Consider the following 19,677-nt stretch of genomic DNA (forward strand, 5'->3'; position numbering starts at 1 on the left):
GGGGACCCTCCTCACTGGGGACGACGGCGCCCCTCACCGCGCCTACCTTGGTGAACGTGACCGAGACGACCCAGACGCAGACGACGCCACCGGGAGGCGGGGCCAAGCCGCACGCCCCGGAGTACCGGCTGGCCATGGACGCCCTGCGCGGGCTGCGGCAGGACCTGTTCCATGACGCCTTCGCCTATCGGCCGCTGCCCCGCATGAGCGTCGACGGCCCCGTGACCAGGCGGCTGACCGGCCGTATGCGGGAGTACGCGGCTTGGACCCCGCACGTCGTGGTGTCGGCGGCAGGCCTGATCGCGATGCTGGTGGCCTGGGGAAACGGCGACAGAGGCGCGATGGCCGGGCTGTACAGCGTGCTGGCCCTGGTCCCGGTGCTGCTGACGCTGGCTCGCCCGGTCGGGGCCTTCTGGCTGGCCCTCGCAGCGACCGCGGTCTCGGCGGTCGGAGGCGCGCAATCGGACGCCTGGCCATGGAGGCCCGGCAGTGTCATCTCCTATATGGCTGTGCTGATCGTCGTCGCGATACGTACCCGGCCGCGTACGGCGGCGTGGATGTGGATGATCACCCTGGCCTACGGCTTCTTCGAAGAGAGTTTCTTCGGCCATGCCCATGTCGGCACCGACACCCCGCCCATGCTGATCTTCTCCGCCCTCATCCTCCTGGCCATCACCGTCTGGCACATCCGTCGCGCCGCCGCGAAGGAGGTGACCGCCCACCAGACGGAGACGGCGAACGAGCGCTCCCGCCGCACCCTGCTGGAGGAACGCACCACGATCGCCCGCGAGTTGCACGACGTGGTCGCCCATCACATGTCCGTGGTCGCCATCCAGGCGGAGGCCGCGCCCTACCGAGTGGAGAACCCGCCGCCGGAACTGGAGAAGGCCTTCGTCACGATCCGGGAGAACGCCGTGGCCGCCCTGACCGAACTGCGCCGCGTCCTGGGTGTCGTACGGGCGGAGGACTACGAGGCCCCGGACGCCCCCCAGCCCACCCTGGCCGACTTGGACGCCCTGCTGGCCAATGTGCGGGACGCGGGCCTGACCGTCGAGAAGGTGACGACGGGCGCGGTGCGTGAACTCCCGCAGGGCGTGGAGCTGTCGGCGTACCGCATCGTCCAGGAGGCCCTCAGCAACGCGCTGCGGCACGCGCTCGGCGCCACGGCCCGCGTGGAGATCGGCTATGTGCTCGGCGGGCTGGGCCTGCGTATAGTCAACGGCCCGCCGCCACAGGTCATGCTGGAGAAGTCCACGCACGGGGCGGGGCACGGCATCACCGGCATGGGGGAGCGGGTCTCGATGCTGGGCGGCCAGATGACGGCGGCCGCAACGGACGACGGAGGGTATGAGGTGACGGTGTTCCTGCCGGCGGCTCCCGCGGAGGACCCCGCGTGACGAGTGGCACCGTCCGCGTACTGATCGCCGACGACCAGATGATGGTCCGGGAGGGCTTTTCGGTCCTGCTCGGGGCGATGCCGGACATCGAGGTCGTCGGGGAGGCGGTCAACGGGCGGGAGGCCGTCGAGCGGGTCCGTGAACTGGCCCCGGACGTCGTGCTGATGGACATCCGCATGCCCGAGATGAACGGCATCGAGGCGACCCGGGAGATCGTCGCCGCGGACGGGTCGGCGAAGGTGCTCGTGCTGACGACGTTCGACCTCGACGAGTACGTGTACCAGGCGCTGCGGGCGGGCGCCTCCGGCTTCCTCCTCAAGGACGCCTCAGCCCGCCAACTCGCCGAAGGAATACGGGTGGTGGCGTCCGGCGAGGCCCTGCTGGCCCCCTCGGTGACCAAGCGGCTGATCGCGGAGTTCTCGAAGCTGCCCGCGCGGCCGGGCCCCAACGCGCAGGCGGCGTACGGAGATCTGACCGAGCGGGAGACAGAGGTCCTGGTCCTCATAGCGAAGGGACTGTCCAACGCGGAGATCGCCGAGCGGCTGGTGGTCGCCGAGTCCACGATCAAGACGCATGTGGGCCGCATCCTGGTGAAGCTGGGCCTGCGCGACCGCACCCAGGCCGCGGTGTTCGCCTACGAGGCCAGACTGGTGACACCGGGCTGACCCTGCCGAGGCATCGGCGGCGAGGCACATCTGGTCAAAGCGGGGTGGACCGGGCTAGCGTCCGGACATGGCAGCCCCCTCCGATCCCGCCTTCGACCCGTGGGACCCGGCGTTCGTCGCCGACCCGTACCCCGCCTATGCCGAACTGCGTGCGCGCGGCCGTGTGCACTACTACGAGCCCAGCGGCCAGTGGCTGGTCCCGCACCACGCGGACGTGTCGGCGCTGCTGCGTGACAGGCGCCTCGGCCGGACCTATCGGCACCGGTTCACGCACGAGGACTTCGGACGGACGGCGCCGCCGCCCGAGCAGGAGCCGTTCCACACGCTGAACGACCACGGCATGCTGGACCTGGAACCGCCGGACCACACCCGCATCCGGCGCCTGGTGTCGAAGGCGTTCACACCGCGGATCGTGGAGCAGCTCAAGCCGTATGTGCACGGGCTGGCCGGCGACCTGGTCTCCCGCCTGGTGGCGGCGGGCGGCGGCGATCTGCTCACCGATGTCGCCGAGCCGCTGCCGGTCGCGGTGATCGCCGAGATGCTGGGCATCCCCGAGGCCGACCGCGCACAGCTGCGGCCCTGGTCGGCGGACATCTGCGGGATGTACGAGCTGAACCCGCCGCAGGAGACGGCACGCAGGGCGGTGCGGGCGTCGGTCGAGTTCTCGGACTACCTCCGGGAGCTGATCGCGGCGCGCCGCAGGGAGCCGGATGACGACCTGATCTCGGGGCTGATCGCGGCCCACGACCAGGGCGACCGCCTCACCGAGCAGGAGATGATCTCGACCTGCGTGCTGCTGCTGAACGCCGGGCACGAGGCCACGGTGAACGCGACGGTGAACGGCTGGTGGGCGCTCTTCCGCCACCCGGACCAGTTGGCGGCGCTGCGCGCGGACCACTCGCTCGTCCCGTCCGCCGTGGAGGAGCTGATGCGCTACGACACCCCGCTCCAGCTCTTCGAACGCTGGGTCCTTGACGAGATCGAGATCGACGGCACGGTGATCCCGCGGGGCGCGGAGATCGCGATGCTGTTCGGCTCGGCGAACCACGACCCGGCCGTCTTCCACGTCCCGGAGGAACTGGACCTGACCCGCGGCGACAATCCGCACATCTCCTTCAGCGCGGGCATCCATTACTGCATCGGCGCGCCCCTGGCCCGCATCGAACTGGCGGCGTCCATGACGGCCTTGCTGGAGAAGGCCCCGACCCTGCGCCTGGCGGCGGAGCCGGAGCGGAAGCCGAACTTCGTGATCAGGGGGCTGAAGGGGCTGAGTGTGGAGATCGGCTGATCACCCGTTCGGATGAGCGCGCCGGGATCCGGGCCGATGGTCGCCGGCGGCTCGGCAAGCTGGTGCGTGCCTGCGAAGGGAGGCAGCATGTCGGTTATGGCAGAGCACGCGTCGTCTCAGATGTCAGTGGACGTGTTCGAGCAGATCGCCGAATTCGCCGCCCGTGTGGACGAGACAGTCAGTTTGGAGTTCATCGGCGGACGGATCGGGGTCAAGAAGGTGACGAACGGCAACCATGGCGAGATCGCGATGTGGTTGGCCTTCCGGTGCAAGCAAGCACGGCCCGAACTCACCCTCAACACGACGGCCCAAGGACTGAAGGTGGAGGCGTACCGCAAGGGCCGTGCCCGGCCTGACGCCTTGCTTGCACCGATCGGTTACTTCAGTGGGCAGGGCGACTGGGCCGACCCCGACGGTGTCCTGATGGCGGTCGAGATCACCTCGTACGACTCGGACACCCACAACCGCGACCGCGTGGAGAAGCCCAAGGCGTATGCCGAGGCGGGCATCCCCGTCTACTTGCTGGTCGACCGGGACGACCTCTCGATCCTCGTGCACACGGACCCTGACCTTGAGCACGGATACCGACACATCAGTGTGGTCAGGCTCGGTGGCAAGGTCGTCCTCCCCGACCCCGTCGGTATCGAACTCGACACCGAGGAACTCAAGCAGTACGTCGACTGACGAGCCGGTCATCAGCTGCTCATGTCCCGCCTCCGCAACCCCACCAGCCCGCCGGCCACCAGCGCTACGGCGATCCCGGTCAGCGTCAGCACCGGCCCCCACGCCATCCCCCCACCCGGCAGCTTCGGCAGATGCCCGAAGGGCGACAGGTCCAGCACGATCCGCGGCATGTTCAGCGCGGGCCCCACCCAGCCGATCAGCAGCGCCGCCCCCGCCACGCCCCACGCCGCCACCGCACCCCGCGGCAGCACTCCGTAGAGCAGGACCGCGATCCCACCGATCACCCACACCGCGGGCAACTGCACCAGGCAGGCGCCCAGGATCGGGCCGGCCTTCCTGCCGTAGCCCGCCGCGAAACCCAGGCCCGCCAGCAGCATGATCAGCGCGGCGCCGCCGAACGCGATCACCAGATGACCGGCGGCCCAGCGCAGCCGGCCCACCGCGTTCGCCAGCACCGGCTCCGCGCGTCCCGATGTCTCCTCACCGTTCAGGCGCAGTACGGCCGCCACGATGTACAGGGCCGCGACCAGGCCCATGATCCCCACCATCGCGGCGAGGAACGCGTCCGTGAGCGCGGACTGGCCGCCCATGCGCTGGAAGATCTCGCGGGTCTTGTCGTTGTCGCCGACGAGGTCGGTCGCTCCGTCCGTCATCCCGCCGTAGACGGCCCCGGCGACGAAGAAGCCGATGCTCCAGCCCAGCACACTGCCGCGCTGCAGCCGCCAGGCCAGGGCGCCCACCGAGCCCAGACGGCCGATGGCCGGGCCCGACCGGGTGGGCAGAAAGCTCATACCGAGGTCACGGCGGCCGGCCAGGACGTACGCCACCGTGCCCTGGACCAGTGCCGCCGCCGCGAACAGCAGCAGCACCCACCAGCGCTCACCGGCGTACGACCGCACGTTCTCCAGCCAGCCGAGCGGGGAGAGCCAGGTCAGGGCGGACGAGCCGTCGTCGGCCGCCGCGTCGCCCGCCGCACGCAGCACGAACGCGGCGCCCAGCAGCGCGCCCGTCAGCCCGCGCGCCAGCCGTGCGCTCTCGGTCAGTTGGACGACGATCGCCGTCATCGTGGCGAACACCATGCCCACCCCGGCGATACCCAGCCCCAGCGCCAGTGCCCCGGTCCGGCCCTGGCTGGCCAAGCCCCCGGTGATCAGTAGCGCCAGTACGCCGTTCGCGACCGCCGCGGCCAGCAGCGCCGCCGTCAGCGGGGCGCGTCGCCCCACCATCGCCGACGAGATCAGTTCCTGCCGTCCGCTCTCCTCCTCGTCCCGGGTGTGCCGTACGACGACGAGCAGGCTCATGACCGCGGCGAGCAGTCCGGCGTACACACCGGCGCGCCAGGCGGTGAGCGCGCCGAGCGACTCGCCGAAGATCGGTCCGACCATGGCGCGCAGCGAGGCGTTGGTGGCCATCTGGCCGGCCAGGTCGGCGCGTTCGGCCGCAGTGCCGTACAGGCCCTTGAGGGTGCCCGGCATCGACAGGACCATCAGCGCGTTCACCGCGACCCAGACCGGGATCAGCACCCGGTCCCGGCGCAGGGCGAACCTCAACAGGGTGCCGGTGCCGGCCAGGTGACCGGCTCCTTCGGCCCGTACCGCGAGGGCCGGCGTCGCGGCGCTCATCGGGCCGCCACCTCCTCCTGGAGGTCGTCCCGGTCGTCCTGGTAGTGCCGCAGGAACAGTTCCTCCAGCGTGGGCGGTGTCGACGTCAGCGACCGTACGCCCGACGCGCTCAGCGACCGGAGTACCCCGTCCAGCTTGTCCGTGTCGACCTGCAGCCGGACGCGGCGACCCTGGACGTCGAGGTCGTGGACGCCGGGCAGGTGCGCAAGCCCGTTGGGTGGCCCGGCGAGTTCGGCGGTGACGCTCGTCCGGGTCAGATGGCGCAGGTCGGCGAGCGAGCCGCTCTCGACCGTACGCCCCTTGCGGATGATGCTCACCCGGTCGCAGAGTTCCTCGACCTCGCTCAGGATGTGGCTCGACAGCAGGATCGTCCGGCCGCGGTCGCGCTCCTCCTCGACGCACCGCTGGAAGACCTCCTCCATCAGCGGGTCGAGGCCCGACGTCGGCTCGTCCAGGATCAGCAGGTCGACGTCCGAGGCGAAGGCCGCGACGAGGGCGACCTTCTGCCGGTTGCCCTTGGAGTACGTCCGCCCCTTCTTCGTCGGGTCCAGTTCGAACCGCTCGACCAGCTCCGCCCGGCGTCGCCGGTCGAGGCCTCCGCGCAGCCGGCCGAACAGGTCGATGACCTCGCCTCCGGAGAGGTTGCGCCACAGGGTGACGTCCCCGGGGACGTAGGCGACCCGGCGATGGAGTTCCACCGCGTCCGCCCACGGGTCCCGGCCGAGTACCTGGGCGGCGCCGGAGTCGGCGCGCAGCAGGCCCAGCAGGACCCTGATGGTGGTGGACTTCCCGGCGCCGTTCGGTCCGAGGAAGCCGTGCACCTCGCCGGTCTCGACGTGCAGGTCGAGACCGTCCAGCGCGTGGGTCGTCCCGAACGCCTTGTGCAGTCCGGAGACGGTGATGGCCTTCGTCATGGTTCAGAACGTACGCGTCTTTCAGAAACTTGTGAAGTTAAGGAAGCGTGTGAATTGTCGGGATACACTCGGGAGTGGCGGCCGAGCAGGGGAGATGATCGAGAGATGGCGGAACCGAGTGCGGCGGGGCGGGACCCGGGGGCGGTTTCTGCGTTCGTGGAGAGCTTCGCGGCGCAGCTCGTCGAGGCCGGGATGCCACGGATGCCGGCCCGGGTCTTCGTGGCGCTGCTCGCGTCGGACGCCGGCGCGATGACCTCCGCCGAACTCGGGGAACAGCTCCAGGTCAGTCCGGCCGCGGTCTCCGGTGCCGTGCGCTATCTGGCGCAGCAGCACATGGTCTCGCGCGAGCGTGAACCCGGCTCGCGGCGCGAGCGCTACCGGGTACACAGCAACCAGTGGTACGAGGCGCTCACCAACCGCGACGCGGTGATCAAGCGCTGGGAACGCGCGCTGCGGGAGGGTGTCGACGGCCTCGGAGCCGAGACCCCGGCGGGTCGGCGCCTGGCGGAGACGCTCGCCTTCTTCGAGTTCATCGACGGCGAGCTCATGGAGGTCATGGAGCGCTGGCGGGCGCACCGCGACAAGACCTTCGGCCAGGGCTGAGACGCGATTCAGGGGTCCACGGGCCGTGGAAGCACGGCCGACAGGCGAGCGGTGACGGAGGTGGCGGCTACCGCTCCTCCGGCACCGTCCGCCCGGTGGCGGCGGGCAGCGTAAGCCCCCACGCCCCCTCACTCACCACCCAGGTCCGCGTCCGCACCGGCCCTTTGACCACCGCGTCCGCCCGGTAGCGGAAATCCGCCCCCGACACCGTCACCCTGCGCCCGGCCGCCCGCAGCGGTGCCGCCTCGGCCCCCACCGAAACAGGCCGCACCTCGACCTCGGCCAGCCCGGGATCTCCCGGTGTCACGGACACCCCCTCCACCGGCTGGTCCAGGTCGACCAGCGTCACCCCGTCGACCTCGACCCGCAGCCGGGACGGCCCGTGCGGCGTCGTGATCCGGGGCGGGCGCGCCGCCAGCGTCCGCACGAGGGACTTGCGCATGCGCAGCCACGGCCGTACCGGTGTGGCATCCCGGGTGGCCGACGGAGCTCCGTGCCCGGACGGAAGGGCCGGCAGGGACGGGATCCGCAGATCGCCGAGGACCACCCCGTCGCTGTCGTCCACCAGCAGGTCCAGCCGCCGCTCCACCCCGTCCAGCACGGCCCGCGCCGCCGCCACCGCCCCTGTCGGTACCCCCAGGGATCGCGCCAGTGACAGCGCGGCCCCGACCGGCACCAGCGACAGGCCCGTCGTGCCCAGCTCCCGCCGCCGGTGCAGCAGTGTCACCGCGCGGAGCAGCGCACGGTCGTCGCCCACGACCACCGGCCGCCGCGACCCCCTGCGACCCAGCGCCCGGGCGAACTCCTCCGGGCCTTCCGGGAGGCATACCTTCGTCGCCGCACCCGCGCTGAGCACGTCTTTCGCGATTCGTACCGACTCACCGTCACCGTGACGGGCGACCGGGTCGATGACCACAAGGAGCTGGTCGGAAGTCGCCACCTCGGTCCTGCCTCGCTTCCTCGGGTAACATCTTGGTGCAAGAGCCCCTTGCGCTATTGCGCCAGGGGCTTCGTCTATTCCGGGGCATCCGGTCAGACGGTTGCGGCCAACGATGGTCGCGGTGCACGCGGCGGTGGACCCTCCGCGTACGCCCCCTGACCCTGGACATGCCCCGCCCGGAAGGGGTGTACGCGCGTGCCCGCACTTGTGCTGCTCGGTGCTCAGTGGGGTGACGAAGGTAAGGGAAAGGCCACCGACTTGCTCGGCGGCTCGGTGGACTATGTAGTGCGCTACCAGGGCGGCAACAACGCCGGCCACACGGTGGTCGTAGGTGACCAGAAGTATGCGCTCCACCTTCTCCCTTCCGGAATTCTGTCGCCCGGATGTACGCCCGTCATCGGCAACGGTGTCGTCGTCGACCCGTCGGTCCTGCTCTCCGAGCTGAGCGGTCTGAACGAGCGCGGCGTCGACACGTCCAAGCTCCTGATCAGCGGAAACGCGCACATCATCACGCCGTACAACGTCACCGTCGACAAGGTGACGGAACGCTTCCTCGGAAAGCGCAAGATCGGCACGACCGGCCGGGGCATCGGCCCGACCTACGCCGACAAGATCAACCGCGTCGGTATCCGTGTGCAGGACCTCTACGACGAGTCCATCCTCACCCAGAAGGTGGAAGCGGCCCTCGACGTCAAGAACCAGCTGCTCACGAAGCTGTACAACCGGCGTGTGATCGCCGTCGACCAGGTGGTCGAGGAGCTGCTGGGCTACGCCGAGAAGATCAAGCCGTACGTCGCCGACACCGTCCTGGTCCTCAACCAGGCGCTCGACGACGACAAGGTGGTCCTCTTCGAGGGCGGGCAGGGCACGCTGCTGGACATCGACCACGGCACGTATCCCTTCGTGACGTCGTCGAACCCGACGGCGGGCGGTGCCTGCACGGGCTCCGGTGTCGGCCCGACGAAGATCAGCCGCGTCATCGGCATCCTGAAGGCGTACACGACCCGGGTCGGCTCGGGCCCGTTCCCGACCGAGCTGTTCGACGAGGACGGCGAGGCCCTGCGCCGCATCGGCGGCGAGCGCGGTGTCACCACCGGCCGTGACCGCCGCTGCGGCTGGTTCGACGCGGTGATCGCCCGGTACGCGACCCGTGTGAACGGCCTGACCGACTTCTTCCTCACCAAGCTCGACGTCCTCACCGGCTGGGAGCAGATCCCGGTCTGCGTCGCCTACGAGATCGACGGCGAGCGTGTCGAGGAACTCCCGTACTCCCAGACGGACTTCCACCATGCGAAGCCGGTCTACGAGTACCTTCCGGGTTGGCAGGAGGACATCACGAAGGCCAAGACCTTCGCCGACCTGCCGAAGAACGCCCAGGCGTACGTCAAGGCCCTGGAGGAGATGTCCGGCGCCCCGATCTCCGCGATCGGCGTGGGCCCGGGCCGCGACGAGACGATCGAGATCAACTCGTTCATCTGACAGGTGCCCTCTCCGGAGATCTGACGGGGCGGCCGGTGCGGTTCACCGCACCGGCCGCCCTCTGCGGGCAGGACTCCGCCTTCTCGGCGTGGGTCCTGCCCGTACGTGGGTCGTGCGGTGCGGATGACGGCCCTCCATCGGTCTGGACGCGGCCTTGACTGTCGGTGGTGATCGATATCGTCGGCGCACCTGATCAGCTGAGGAGCGCGGACCATGAGATCTCCCGCCGAGCTGGACCGCGTCCAGTGGCATGCCCTGACCCACGCCTACGGTTCCGCCGAGGATGTGCCCGAGCTGATCAAAGCGCTCTACGAGGACGACGGGGAGGCGGCCGACGAGGCGATCTACGAGCTTTACGGAAACATCTACCACCAGGGCACGGTCTACTCGGCGTCGGCGCCTGCCGTCCCGTTCCTCGCGCACGCCGTACGGCACGCCCCGGCCAAGCGCGCCGAGTTGTTGATGCTGCTCGCTGTCCTTGCCGACCACGACCCGGCGGACACCGACCTGCCGCACTGGCCGAGCAGTACGGTCGCCGCGGTGTGCGTCGAGCTCTGCCAGGTGCTCCCGGAGCTGCTGTTCTGTCTCGAGGACACCGATCGAGGGGTGCGCCGGGCAGCGCTACGGGCGGTCGCGGCAGTGGCCGAGCTGCTTCCAGCGGAACAGTTGGCCTCCGCCGTGGAGCAGCTCGACGAGGTGTACGCCACCGATCCCGTCCCGGCGGTGCGGGCGGACGCGGTGATCGCCCTTGCCCGGTTCGGACGGGAGACAGCGGCACTCCACAGCCCGCTGCCCGAGGTCAGACTGGCGGCGGCCGTGCTTGCCCTCGCACGATCCGGTCCGCCGTACCCGGCCGATCTGGTGGATGTGATCGCCGAGGACGGTGCCGAACCCGATCCAGGGGACGACGACTTCCCTTGGTCGGACACCACTACCCAGGAGGAGCGACTCGGACGCCTGCTCACCGGGGATCCGGACGCCGGCCTCACTGTGGCCGCCCGCTGGATCACCGCCGGAGACATCGGCTCGCGCGGTTCCTGGCTGGCCCAGGAGATCGCCGAGACCTGGCGAGATCGGGAGCCGGCGGTGCTGGAACTGCTGCTGGCAGGCCTGCCTCAGCAGAGGAGCGCCCAAGCCCTTGCCTCCCGCCTGCGCGCCATCGGCCACTGGACAGAGCACCTGCCCGAGCCGACCGCCGATCTCCGCGACACACTGCACCGGTACGCGGCAGATGCCGACGGAGAGGCCGCGGAGCCGGCGCTCCTCGCCCTGGTGCACTCCCGTGACCCCCGAGGTCTGGAACTGGTACTGCGTCGCCCGAGCGCCCAACTGCTCGCAGCGGCAGCACGGCACTTCCCCGAGGCGGCCGAACAGCTGATACCCGTGATCCGCCGTGAGCTGGCAGCGGGCGCCACCGGCAATGAGGGCATCGCCCTGGTCGGGGCTCTCGCGCCGTTCGGCGCCGCCGCCCGCCAGGCTCTGCCGGAACTCGTCGCGTGTCTACGGACCCGCCGTGCGGCCATCGTTGCCGCCCGTCGGCTCGGAGCCAACGGCATCGCGACACGGGAGATCACCGACCTGCTGCGCGAGGCCGCACACAGCACCGACCTCTCGCTGCGCGCCGCAGCGGCCATGGCCCACTACCAGCTGACCGACGATGCCGATCTGGCCCTTCGCACGTTCGAAGGGATGCTTTCCGGCACGGGCCAGAATCACTGGTATCTGAGCGTTCTGGAGCCGCTGGGCAGCGCCGCCGCTCCGCTGCTGCCCCTCATCGAGCCCCGCCTGGGGGCAGGGCACGAGTGGACCCGGATGGCGGCCGCCGAGGCTCTCCACTGGATCACCGGCTCCTCGGAACGCGCCGTCCCCGTCCTCGCCGAGCTGGTCGGCCCCACTCCGGTCGGACTCCGCGCCCTCAAAGCCCTCGCTGCCACTGGCCAGGTCCCGGAGGAGCTCCGCCCCACCCTTCGCTCCTTCGCCTTCTCCCCGCTCCGCCTGATCAATGACTCGCCGCTTTCGGGACAGAGCCATCAGGACGAAGAACTCCGCACCCTGGCCCGAACATTGCTCGCTGCCGACTAGCCGGCTGTCGAGGCGGAGAGGTCAGCCGCCAGTGCCCGTTTCGGGCTGCGTCGGCGCGATGTGCCGGGGGACCTGTTCGTGCCGATCAGTGCGCGGCGGAGGGGAGGTGGGGCGCGGAAGAGTGTGACAGTTTCCCGGAAAGTCACGTCATTTGGGCATAGGGAGTGGTCCGCGCCGCGAGGAAGGCGGTCCAGGCCCCGGCGGAGACGGTGAGGGTAGGGCCGGTGGGGTTCTTGGAGTCGCGGACGAGGACGGCGCCCACGTTTCCGCGGGTGGCTTCGTGGGCGACTTCGACGCAGTTTCCGCCGCCGTTGTCGCTGTACGAGGACTTACGCCACGCGTAGGCCACTTCGAGGCACTCGCCTCCGCTGTCACTGCTGTAGCTGGATTTGAACCATCGCAGGGTGCCAGTCACTGGAATTCTCCTGCCAACCGCTCGATGAGGCCCAGCGATTCCCGTGGGCCCAGGGCCTGTGAGCGGATCTTCGCATACCGGTGCGCATATGTCGTCACCTTTGCGGGGTCGCTCACGAGGAGGCTCTCGTCCTGGGGTTCCAGGTAGGCGAGGTGGTCGTGGTTGGGGGTCTCCACCAGCGTCATGTCGCCGCGACAGCCGGAGTGTTCACCGGCAAGTCCGCAGTCCAGTGGAAGGACTTGGAGGGTGACGTTGCGCCGCCGTGCGCACGTGGCGAGATGCAGCAGCTGCTCGCGCATGACCTCCTGGTCGCCGATGACGCGCCGCAGCGCGGACTCCTCGACGATCAGCTCGATCAGTGCCGTCGGGGCGCGGTCGAAGAGCGCCTTCCGCGCCAGCCGCGCCTCGACGAGCTCCTCCACCCGCTCGTCTTTCAGGGGTGGGTAGCCGCCGCCGATCAGCGCCCGGGCGTACGCCTCTGTCTGGAACAGTCCATGGATCACGAAAGTCACGTATGTGGAGAGGGTCAACGCCCGCTGTTCCAGCAGCGCGTAGTCCTTGAATTGCGGCGGATACTTCTCCAGCCGCATGAACTCCCGCGCCTTCTCGAATACCCCCAACCCCGTTCCGATCGCCTCCTCCAACTTGACCAGCATCTGGTCACTCGCAGGCTGCGCACACGTCTCCATCGCGCTGACCGCCGAGCCGGTGTAGCCGATCTGCCTTCCCAACGCCTCCTGGGACAGCTGCTGTTGCTCGCGCAATGCCTTCGCCAAGGCGGCAACAAGATGCGCTGTCCCGCCCGCCTCCGCCTTGTTCGCCGCCCGCGCCATTGCGGTCACCCCCGAACTCAACCGAAATCAACCGGTCACATGTGACCCGTGCCGGTTTTCGACTGTGGTCGTCGGTCGACACAGAGTTATGGCGAAGGTAGCCCGGCCTGCCGAAACTGACTTCGTGAATACGCAAAGTGACCTCGATTGGATTCCGTCGCGAGGCATTCAACTCCGCAAGGCGGGCGTCCTGTTCGATGCGATCCGCGTGGACGGCGACCGGGGCCGCGCCCTCGCCGACCGTCTCGCCTGCCTGACCGGCGGAGCCCCGGGCCCGGTCGTTGAGGAGGCCAACGGGCTGCGTGCCGTGTACTTCTTCGTCCCGGTCGGCAGTACGTCCCACCGCCCCTGGCCCGACGGGGTCACCCGCCTCACCGCCGGTCCGCACAGCATCTCGTACATCCCGGTCCCCGCACTCAGCGGCCTGACCTGGCCTTTGAGTTGGCGCTACCGGCCGAGGCCGTCCGGCGACCTCGTCCACACACTGCTCCTCCGCACCGCACTTCACTCCGGCGAGTGAAATATGTGAACTACCCACCAGGAAAAGATGGTTCCGGCTTGCATTCGCCACTTTGCGTGCGCTTAGAGTCGCGCCAACAGGCAACAAGAGATTGCCCCCGCGGTGCGCCAACACCCGGGGGCTCGACACCCGGAGCCAACTCTCCAGATGCGTATCCATCGTACGACGCCCACGCGCGAGTTTTCCGTTTTCTCCAACGCCCTGCTGCGCGACCGCAGCATCTCCTGGTGCGCGGTAGGTGTACTGACGTACCTGCTGAGCCTGCCGAACGACGCCCGCGTCACCATCCGCACGCTCGCGGACCAGCGCAAGGAGGGGCGGGCGCGCATCGCCGCCGCCCTGCATGAGCTGGAAGACTCCCGGTATCTGCGGCGAGTGGTGCACAAGAACCGGGAGACGGGCCAACTCTTCACCGTCTACGAGGTGTTCGACACCCCGTACGAAGACGAGCCACCGTCGGGTGAAGCCGAAGAAATCCAGAACCGGGCCTCCGGCGAGTCGGCCGACGCGGCGTCGGACGTTCCCCCTTCGGGGGAAATGACCAGGGAACAAGAACCTCCCTCCCCGCCGTCGACCCCGCTCGCCGCGCCGAGCGAGCGCACCGCGCTCGCGGCCAGGCTGCTCGGATCGCTCGGCCGCACACACCCCCGGCTCGCGCTCGGCACGGACGAGGCGCTGCGACTCGCGCCACTCGTGGAGGAGTGGTGGGACGCGGGGGCGAGCAGCGCCCAGGTGCGAGCGGCCCTGACGGAGGGGCTGCCGCCCCGCGTGTACTCGCCGGGCGCCCTCGCGGAGAACCGGCTGCGCCGCAAGTGCCCGACGGCGCCGACGCCGGTCACGGCCGTCGAGGTCGAGGCGCGCACGCCCGGCGCGACCGCCTACCGGGAGGCCGCGCGGCGGGGCGGCGCGCTGGCCTGGGCCCTGCTGCGAGGGCAGCCCGCACCCGCGTAACCGCGCACAGACTCCCGGCCCGCCTTTGCGTGTCGGGTCCATCACCAGAAAGGGAATGCGATGACCGCATTGCTCGAACGGACCGAGACGGTATACCGGCGGTATACTGCTGTCATGGCTGACACCACCGTCAAGGTCGACCCCGCTGTCCGTGACCGCCTCATGGTGCTCGCCCGGGAGCGCGGGATGACCATGCGAGATCTGATCGCCGAGCTGGCCGGGGCCACGCCCACCAGGGAGGAACTGCTGAAGCGGTACGAGGAGACCAAGGCGTACTGCGAGACGCACTTCGGTGTGACGCTCACGGACGAGGACCACGACAGGGTGGAGAGGGTCTGGCAGGACCTTGAGGCCGGCCGGCCCGTGGACAGCCTGTGAGCGCGCCGAGGACCGGGTCGACGGGTGTCGTCTTCGACGAGTCGGCCCTGCTGGCGCTGGGCTCGGGGAACTCGCTCGCCTCGCAGTTCGTCTCGAACACCGAACACGGGCCCACCCGGCACGTGTATGTACCGGCGCTCTGCCTTGCCGCCGCCGACGGGATGCGCAAAGGGCTCGCCGAGCACATCGGGGCGCTGCCCGCCGTCGAGATCGTCGAGCTGGACCTCGCGGCTGCCTCCACGGTGGGCGCGCTGCTGCGCGACGGAGTGGAGTGGCGGCTCGGCCACGCGGTCCACCTCTCCCGCCCGACACCGGACTGGCCGGACGGCCGCCACGTCCTGACCGTCGACCCTGGTCTGTACGCGGACATGCCGCTCGTGCGGACCATCAGGCTGCCGCGTCAGCGGTGACCACCGGTCGGGGTGGGGAGGTCGGCGCTGCCCCACGGCGGCCAGCGCGAGTCGGCCGCGCCTCAGCTGAAGACGATCATCGACCCCTGTGCCAGGCTCCGCGTCGCCGCCGCGTGCAGGCCCAGCCACACATGCCGTTCGCGGGCGAAGGGGCCCGAGTCGTAAGGGGCGTGGAGCGCCGGCTCCTCCAACGTCGTGGGAGCGGAAGGGGGTTCGGGGGCGGCAGGCGGGTTCGCCGGGTCGATGCCGATCGACGGGGCCACGAACTCCAGCTCCCGCAGCAGCGCGTGGCTGGAACCCAACGGGCCACCGAACGCCAGGAGTTCGTCGCTGGACAGCGGCTGCGGAAAGTCCACCGGGACGTACGAGCCCGCGTGGTCGTAGTGCCACACCAGATGCGACTGCTGGGCCGTCGACTCGAACATCTCCAGCAACTGCTCGTAGGCACCGCCCAGGTCGTCGACCGGGGACACCTCGAGGCCGGACACCTGGAGCAGATAGGCGCGGCGCAGGAAGTGCAGCGCGTCGTAGTCGAAGCCCGCGACCGGCGCCACTTCGCCGGTCAGTCCCGGCATGTACGGATACACCGGCACCGTCGGCAGCCCGGCCTCGCCCAGCGCCTTGTCGTAGAGGGCGAGTTCGTCGGCGAACGGGTTGTCGGGTGTGTGGCACAACACGTCGACGAGCGGGACCAGCCACAGGTCACAGGCCAACAGTAAGCTCCTCGGGTCATCGGTGTGGTGCAGGCAGCGTAGTCGGCGCGAGCGGGACGCCTCGGCCGTGCAGGTCCCATACCCACGCCCCGTCGACCCACCACCCGTGCCGCCCCACCAACGCGTCCACGGTCTCACGCAGTCGGGTCCGGTCGTTCACCCCTTGGCCAGCCGCTCGAGAAGGCCGAGGGAGTGCACGTTGTAGTCGGCGACCACGGCGTGCGCCGCGGCGGGGTCGCAGCGGGCGAGCGCGTCGACGAGTTCGGTGTGTCCGGACCACAGGTGGTTCTTGAGATCGGTGCCCCTGCGCAGGTGCTGGACCGCGCAGACCCAGGACCGCACGCGCAGCCGGTGCAGGAAGTCGGCGAGGTAGGGGTTGCCGAACAGGGCGCTCAGCTCGCGCCAGAAGCGCAGGTCGTAGCCGATGAGGATGTTCAGGTCGCCGGCGGTGGCGGCACGCTGGGCCTCCTCGCCGCGGCGGCGTATCGCCGCGAGCGCGACGGTGTGGCGGGGGTCGTCCCCGGTGGTCTTCTTCTCGCCGTTGATGAGGCGGTGGAAGATCCCGTCGGTGACGAGATTGCGGGCCTCGATCATGCCGCGGTAGTCGTCGAGGGAGTAGTCGTGGACCTCGAAGCCGCGGTGCTGGACGGCGTCCAGGAGGCCCTGGGCGGACAGGTCGACCAGGGCCTCGCGGACGGGGGTCGCGGAGACGCCGTACTGATCGGCGATCTCCTTCACCGTGAAGGCCTGCCCCGGCTGCAACCGGCCGGCCAGCACCTCGTCGCGCAACGCGTCCGCGATCTGCTGCCGCAGGGTGCTTCGGGTAACGGCGCCATTGCCCGACATGGTGGTCTGGGTCCCCCATCCGCGTACGAGTACGTGTTCTTCTTTGAGCACGTCACCTTACGCGGTGGGGGTTCCGGGAACACGGCACCCGTGGTGGCCGGGTGCCGCTCAGGGCGGGACGGGTGCCCGCCTTCTACGCCGTGTACTCGTCCGCCACGGACAGCGCCGTGTCCAGGGCGGCGAGGCCTTCCTTGGCCTCCGCCTCGGTGATGGTGCAGGGCGGGACGACGTGCGTGCGGTTCATGTTGACGAAGGGCCACAGGCCGTTCGCCTTCGCGGCGGCGGCGAAGGCGGCCATCGGCGCGTTCGCCTCACCGGCCGCGTTGTACGGCACGAGCGGTTCCCGGGTCTCACGGTTCTTCACCAGTTCCAGAGCCCAGAACATGCCGACGCCGCGCACGTCGCCCACCGACGGGTGCCGTGCGGCCAGCTCCCGCAGGCCCGGCTCGATGACCTGCGCGCCGACGACCGAGGCGTTCGCGACGACGCCCTCCTCGGCCATCACATTGATCGTGGCGACGGCCGCGGCGCAGGCCAGCGGGTGCCCGGAGTAGGTCAGACCGCCCGGGTAGGGCCGCTTGCCGAAGGTCTCCGCGATCTTCCCGGAGATGGCGACACCACCGAGCGGCACATAGCCGGAGTTCACGCCCTTGGCGAAGGTCATCAGGTCGGGGGTCACCTCGAAGAGGTCCGCGGCGAACCACTCGCCGGTACGCCCGAACCCGGCCATCACCTCGTCGAGGACGAAAACAATCCCGTACTTGTCGCACAGCTCGCGCACCCCCGCGAGGTAGCCGTGCGGCGGGACCATGATTCCGGCGGTCCCGGGGATGGTCTCCAGGACGATCGCGGCGATGGTGCCCGGCCCCTCGAAGGCGATGGTCGTCTCCAGGTGCTCCAGCGCCCGCTCGCACTCCTGCTGCTCGGTCTCCGCGTAGAAGCGCGAGCGGTACAGGTACGGCGCCCAGAAGTGCACCACGCCCGCCGTGCCGGTGTCGGACGGCCAGCGGCGCGGGTCGCCGGTGACGTTCACGGCCTGCTGGGTACCGCCGTGGTACGAGCGGTACGCGGACAGCACCTTGGGCCGGCCGGTGTGGATCCGCGCCATTCGCAGGGCGTGCTCGATCGCGTCGGCGCCGCCGTTGGTGAAGAAGATCTTGTCGAGGTCGCCGGGGGTGTGCTCGGCGATCAGCCGGGCGGCCTCCGACCGGGCCTCCACGGCGAAGGCGGGAGCGAACGTGGCCAGGGTGGCGGCCTGCTCCTGGATCGCGGCGACGACCTTCGGGTGCTGGTAGCCGATGTTGGTGTAGACGAGCCCACTGGCGAAGTCGAGGTAGCGGTTGCCGTCGTAGTCCCAGAAGTACGACCCTTCCGCACCGGCGACGGCGAGCGGGTCGATGAGCTCCTGCGCTGACCAGGAGTGGAAGACATGCGCACGGTCCGCGGCCTTGACGGCGGCGCCGGCCTGGGAGTCGGTCTGATGGGTCATGCGCCCGAGCGTAGGGAGGTGGGCCGCGGGCGGGACATGGGCGTCCTGTCTGCGGTCGGTGGCTTTCCGCGACAGGTTGTCGCGTGCCGACGGGCTCCGAGACGAGGACGGGCCCGGAGACGAGAACGAGGGGCCCGTCACGGAACCATGGACACCGCCCTGGCCGACTCCCCTTGCGACAGCACTATCCTCTGGCTGTCGCCCACACAGGGGGGAAGGTGACGCGGCGATGGAAAAGCTGGGGGCGGGGGATCCGCAGCGGATCGGGGCTTACCGGCTGCTCGCACGGCTCGGGGCCGGCGGTATGGGGAACGTGTACCTGGCCCGCTCCGACCGGGGCCGTACCGTCGCCGTGAAGCTCGTCCGGCGGGAGCTGGCCGAGCGGGAGGAGTTCCGGGCCCGTTTCCGGCAGGAGGTGCGGGCCGCGCGGCAGGTCGGCGGCCACTGGACCGCGCCCGTTCTCGACGCCGACACCGAGGCTGTCGTTCCCTGGGTCGCCACGGGGTATGTGGCCGGCCCCACCCTGCAGACCGTCGTCTCGCACGGCCACGGCGCCCTGCCGGAGCGGTCCGTCCGCGTCCTGGCCGCCGGACTCGCCCATGCCCTGCAGGACATCCATGCCGCCGGGCTCATCCACCGCGACCTCAAACCCTCCAACGTCCTGGTGACCATCGACGGGCCGCGGGTCATCGATTTCGGTATCGCCCGCGCCCTGGAGACCATCGGCGGCGACGGGCTCACCCGTACCGGCGCGCTCGTCGGGTCGCCCGGGTTCATGGCGCCCGAGCAGGTGCGCGGCGACCGGATCACGCCCGCGTGCGACGTCTTCTGCCTGGGCTCCGTCCTCGCGTACGCCGCCACGGGCGCCCTTCCCTTCGGTGCCGCGGGCAGCGGGGCGCACGCCCTGATGTTCCGCATCGTTCAGGAGGACCCCGACCTGAACGGGATGCCCGAGGAACTCGCCGACCTCGTACGGGACTGCCTGCGCAAGGACCCGGCCGCACGGCCCACACTGGCGCAGATCCTTCAGCGGACCGGCGCCGAGGACACCGTCGCGGACGGGCGCAGCCGGGACCCCTGGCTGCCCGGCACCCTGGTCGCCCAGCTCGGACGCCAGGCCGTGCGACTGCTGGACACGGAGGATCCGGAGGAGGGCGCGGCGACGGGGAACCCGGCCCGTCCGCAGACACCGGCCCAGGCCGTCGAGGACGCGGCGGGCGCGGGCGGCGGTGTGTCCGGTGCCGGGGGGCACGGGGCCGGCCCCGGCGGTGGTGCCCCGGCCTTCCCCGTGGACCTCGCCAAGCAGCCCGGGACGGCCGCGCCGGCCGGGGCCCCCGAGGCCTCCCCCGAGCATGCGCCGGCGTCCGACACCCCGGACGGCGCCGCCCCGCCCCCGCCCGGGCAGCCCGCCCCCGACCGGAAACCCACCCAGGTCGTCGGCCCGGGCC

Annotated in this window: 20 protein-coding genes; 12 read left to right on the forward strand and 8 right to left on the reverse strand. The window is 70.4% G+C overall.

The features are described 5' to 3' along the window. Nucleotides 1-56 precede the first annotated feature (56 nt). The 4 genes from BIV24_RS24290 to BIV24_RS24305 all read left to right on the forward strand — a co-directional run bounded on the left by BIV24_RS24290 (nucleotide 57) and on the right by BIV24_RS24305 (nucleotide 4,034). Nucleotides 57-1,397 (forward strand): sensor histidine kinase, encoded by a 1,341-nt coding sequence (locus BIV24_RS24290; RefSeq protein ID WP_245766920.1) that lies wholly within the window; start codon nucleotides 57-59, stop codon nucleotides 1,395-1,397. Continuing rightward, on the forward strand, nucleotides 1,394-2,062 hold the full coding sequence (locus tag BIV24_RS24295; protein ID WP_079168495.1) for a response regulator: 669 nt from the start codon (nucleotides 1,394-1,396) through the stop codon (nucleotides 2,060-2,062). The genes BIV24_RS24290 and BIV24_RS24295 overlap by 4 nt, the downstream gene beginning before the upstream one ends. Before the next feature lie 67 nt (nucleotides 2,063-2,129). Further along, nucleotides 2,130-3,350: a cytochrome P450 gene (locus BIV24_RS24300; RefSeq protein WP_071368557.1), complete on the forward strand. Its 1,221-nt coding sequence runs from the start codon at nucleotides 2,130-2,132 to the stop codon at nucleotides 3,348-3,350. Between the two features lie 87 nt (nucleotides 3,351-3,437). Continuing rightward, complete coding sequence (locus BIV24_RS24305; RefSeq protein WP_071368577.1) at nucleotides 3,438-4,034, forward strand: Uma2 family endonuclease; 597 nt, start codon at nucleotides 3,438-3,440, stop codon at nucleotides 4,032-4,034. A gap of 11 nt (nucleotides 4,035-4,045) precedes the next feature. Here BIV24_RS24305 and BIV24_RS24310 read toward each other — a convergent pair whose 3' ends face one another. Continuing rightward, on the reverse strand, nucleotides 4,046-5,656 hold the full coding sequence (locus BIV24_RS24310; RefSeq protein WP_071368558.1) for an ABC transporter permease: 1,611 nt from the start codon (nucleotides 5,654-5,656) through the stop codon (nucleotides 4,046-4,048). Next, nucleotides 5,653-6,570, reverse strand: coding sequence for an ABC transporter ATP-binding protein (locus BIV24_RS24315; RefSeq protein WP_071368559.1), 918 nt, complete (start codon nucleotides 6,568-6,570; stop codon nucleotides 5,653-5,655). The genes BIV24_RS24310 and BIV24_RS24315 overlap by 4 nt, the downstream gene beginning before the upstream one ends. Before the next feature lie 105 nt (nucleotides 6,571-6,675). On the opposite strand from BIV24_RS24315, the gene BIV24_RS24320 reads away from it, so the two are divergent. Continuing rightward, nucleotides 6,676-7,173, forward strand: a complete 498-nt coding sequence (locus tag BIV24_RS24320) for a GbsR/MarR family transcriptional regulator (protein ID WP_071368560.1) — start codon at nucleotides 6,676-6,678, stop codon at nucleotides 7,171-7,173. Between the two features lie 67 nt (nucleotides 7,174-7,240). Here the strand turns inward: BIV24_RS24320 and BIV24_RS24325 are convergent, their stop codons facing one another. After that, nucleotides 7,241-8,113 (reverse strand): diacylglycerol kinase catalytic domain-containing protein, encoded by an 873-nt coding sequence (locus BIV24_RS24325; RefSeq protein ID WP_071368561.1) that lies wholly within the window; start codon nucleotides 8,111-8,113, stop codon nucleotides 7,241-7,243. Between the two features lie 195 nt (nucleotides 8,114-8,308). Between BIV24_RS24325 and BIV24_RS24330 the strand changes: the two genes are divergently transcribed. Together BIV24_RS24330 and BIV24_RS24335 are read left to right on the forward strand one after the other, a co-directional pair. Next, entirely contained in the window at nucleotides 8,309-9,592 is a 1,284-nt protein-coding gene (locus BIV24_RS24330; RefSeq protein ID WP_071368562.1) for an adenylosuccinate synthase, read from the forward strand. Between the two features lie 213 nt (nucleotides 9,593-9,805). After that, entirely contained in the window at nucleotides 9,806-11,674 is a 1,869-nt protein-coding gene (locus BIV24_RS24335; RefSeq protein ID WP_071368563.1) for a hypothetical protein, read from the forward strand. A gap of 142 nt (nucleotides 11,675-11,816) precedes the next feature. Here the strand turns inward: BIV24_RS24335 and BIV24_RS24340 are convergent, their stop codons facing one another. After that, a complete protein-coding gene (locus tag BIV24_RS24340) occupies nucleotides 11,817-12,089 on the reverse strand; it encodes a DUF397 domain-containing protein (protein ID WP_071368564.1) in 273 nt (90 codons plus the stop codon). Continuing rightward, nucleotides 12,086-12,922, reverse strand: a complete 837-nt coding sequence (locus BIV24_RS24345) for a helix-turn-helix domain-containing protein (protein WP_071368565.1) — start codon at nucleotides 12,920-12,922, stop codon at nucleotides 12,086-12,088. Before BIV24_RS24345 ends, BIV24_RS24340 begins: the two co-directional genes overlap by 4 nt. Nucleotides 12,923-13,046: 124 nt before the next feature. Between BIV24_RS24345 and BIV24_RS24350 the strand changes: the two genes are divergently transcribed. The 4 genes from BIV24_RS24350 (at nucleotide 13,047) to BIV24_RS24365 (ending at nucleotide 15,181) form a co-directional block, all read left to right on the forward strand. Then, nucleotides 13,047-13,442, forward strand: coding sequence for a hypothetical protein (locus BIV24_RS24350; RefSeq protein WP_245766921.1), 396 nt, complete (start codon nucleotides 13,047-13,049; stop codon nucleotides 13,440-13,442). A gap of 147 nt (nucleotides 13,443-13,589) precedes the next feature. After that, on the forward strand, nucleotides 13,590-14,393 hold the full coding sequence (locus BIV24_RS24355) for a hypothetical protein (RefSeq protein WP_071368567.1): 804 nt from the start codon (nucleotides 13,590-13,592) through the stop codon (nucleotides 14,391-14,393). Between the two features lie 114 nt (nucleotides 14,394-14,507). Then, complete coding sequence (locus tag BIV24_RS24360; protein ID WP_245766922.1) at nucleotides 14,508-14,771, forward strand: hypothetical protein; 264 nt, start codon at nucleotides 14,508-14,510, stop codon at nucleotides 14,769-14,771. Next, nucleotides 14,768-15,181, forward strand: a complete 414-nt coding sequence (locus tag BIV24_RS24365; protein WP_071368569.1) for a PIN domain-containing protein — start codon at nucleotides 14,768-14,770, stop codon at nucleotides 15,179-15,181. The genes BIV24_RS24360 and BIV24_RS24365 overlap by 4 nt, the downstream gene beginning before the upstream one ends. Nucleotides 15,182-15,243: 62 nt before the next feature. On the opposite strand, the gene BIV24_RS24370 is transcribed toward BIV24_RS24365, so the two are convergent. From BIV24_RS24370 to BIV24_RS24380, 3 genes are all read right to left on the reverse strand, one after another. After that, entirely contained in the window at nucleotides 15,244-15,894 is a 651-nt protein-coding gene (locus BIV24_RS24370; protein ID WP_071368570.1) for a hypothetical protein, read from the reverse strand. 156 nt (nucleotides 15,895-16,050) lie between these two features. After that, a complete protein-coding gene (locus BIV24_RS24375; protein ID WP_071368578.1) occupies nucleotides 16,051-16,740 on the reverse strand; it encodes a GntR family transcriptional regulator in 690 nt (229 codons plus the stop codon). A gap of 133 nt (nucleotides 16,741-16,873) precedes the next feature. Continuing rightward, complete coding sequence (locus BIV24_RS24380) at nucleotides 16,874-18,229, reverse strand: aspartate aminotransferase family protein (protein WP_071368571.1); 1,356 nt, start codon at nucleotides 18,227-18,229, stop codon at nucleotides 16,874-16,876. 229 nt (nucleotides 18,230-18,458) lie between these two features. Between BIV24_RS24380 and BIV24_RS24385 the strand changes: the two genes are divergently transcribed. Continuing rightward, nucleotides 18,459-19,677: serine/threonine-protein kinase (locus BIV24_RS24385; RefSeq protein ID WP_245766923.1), on the forward strand; the 1,219-nt coding region annotated here is incomplete at its 3' end.

This window comes from Streptomyces colonosanans, from assembly GCF_001866645.1.
Classification (GTDB): domain Bacteria; phylum Actinomycetota; class Actinomycetes; order Streptomycetales; family Streptomycetaceae; genus Streptomyces; species Streptomyces colonosanans.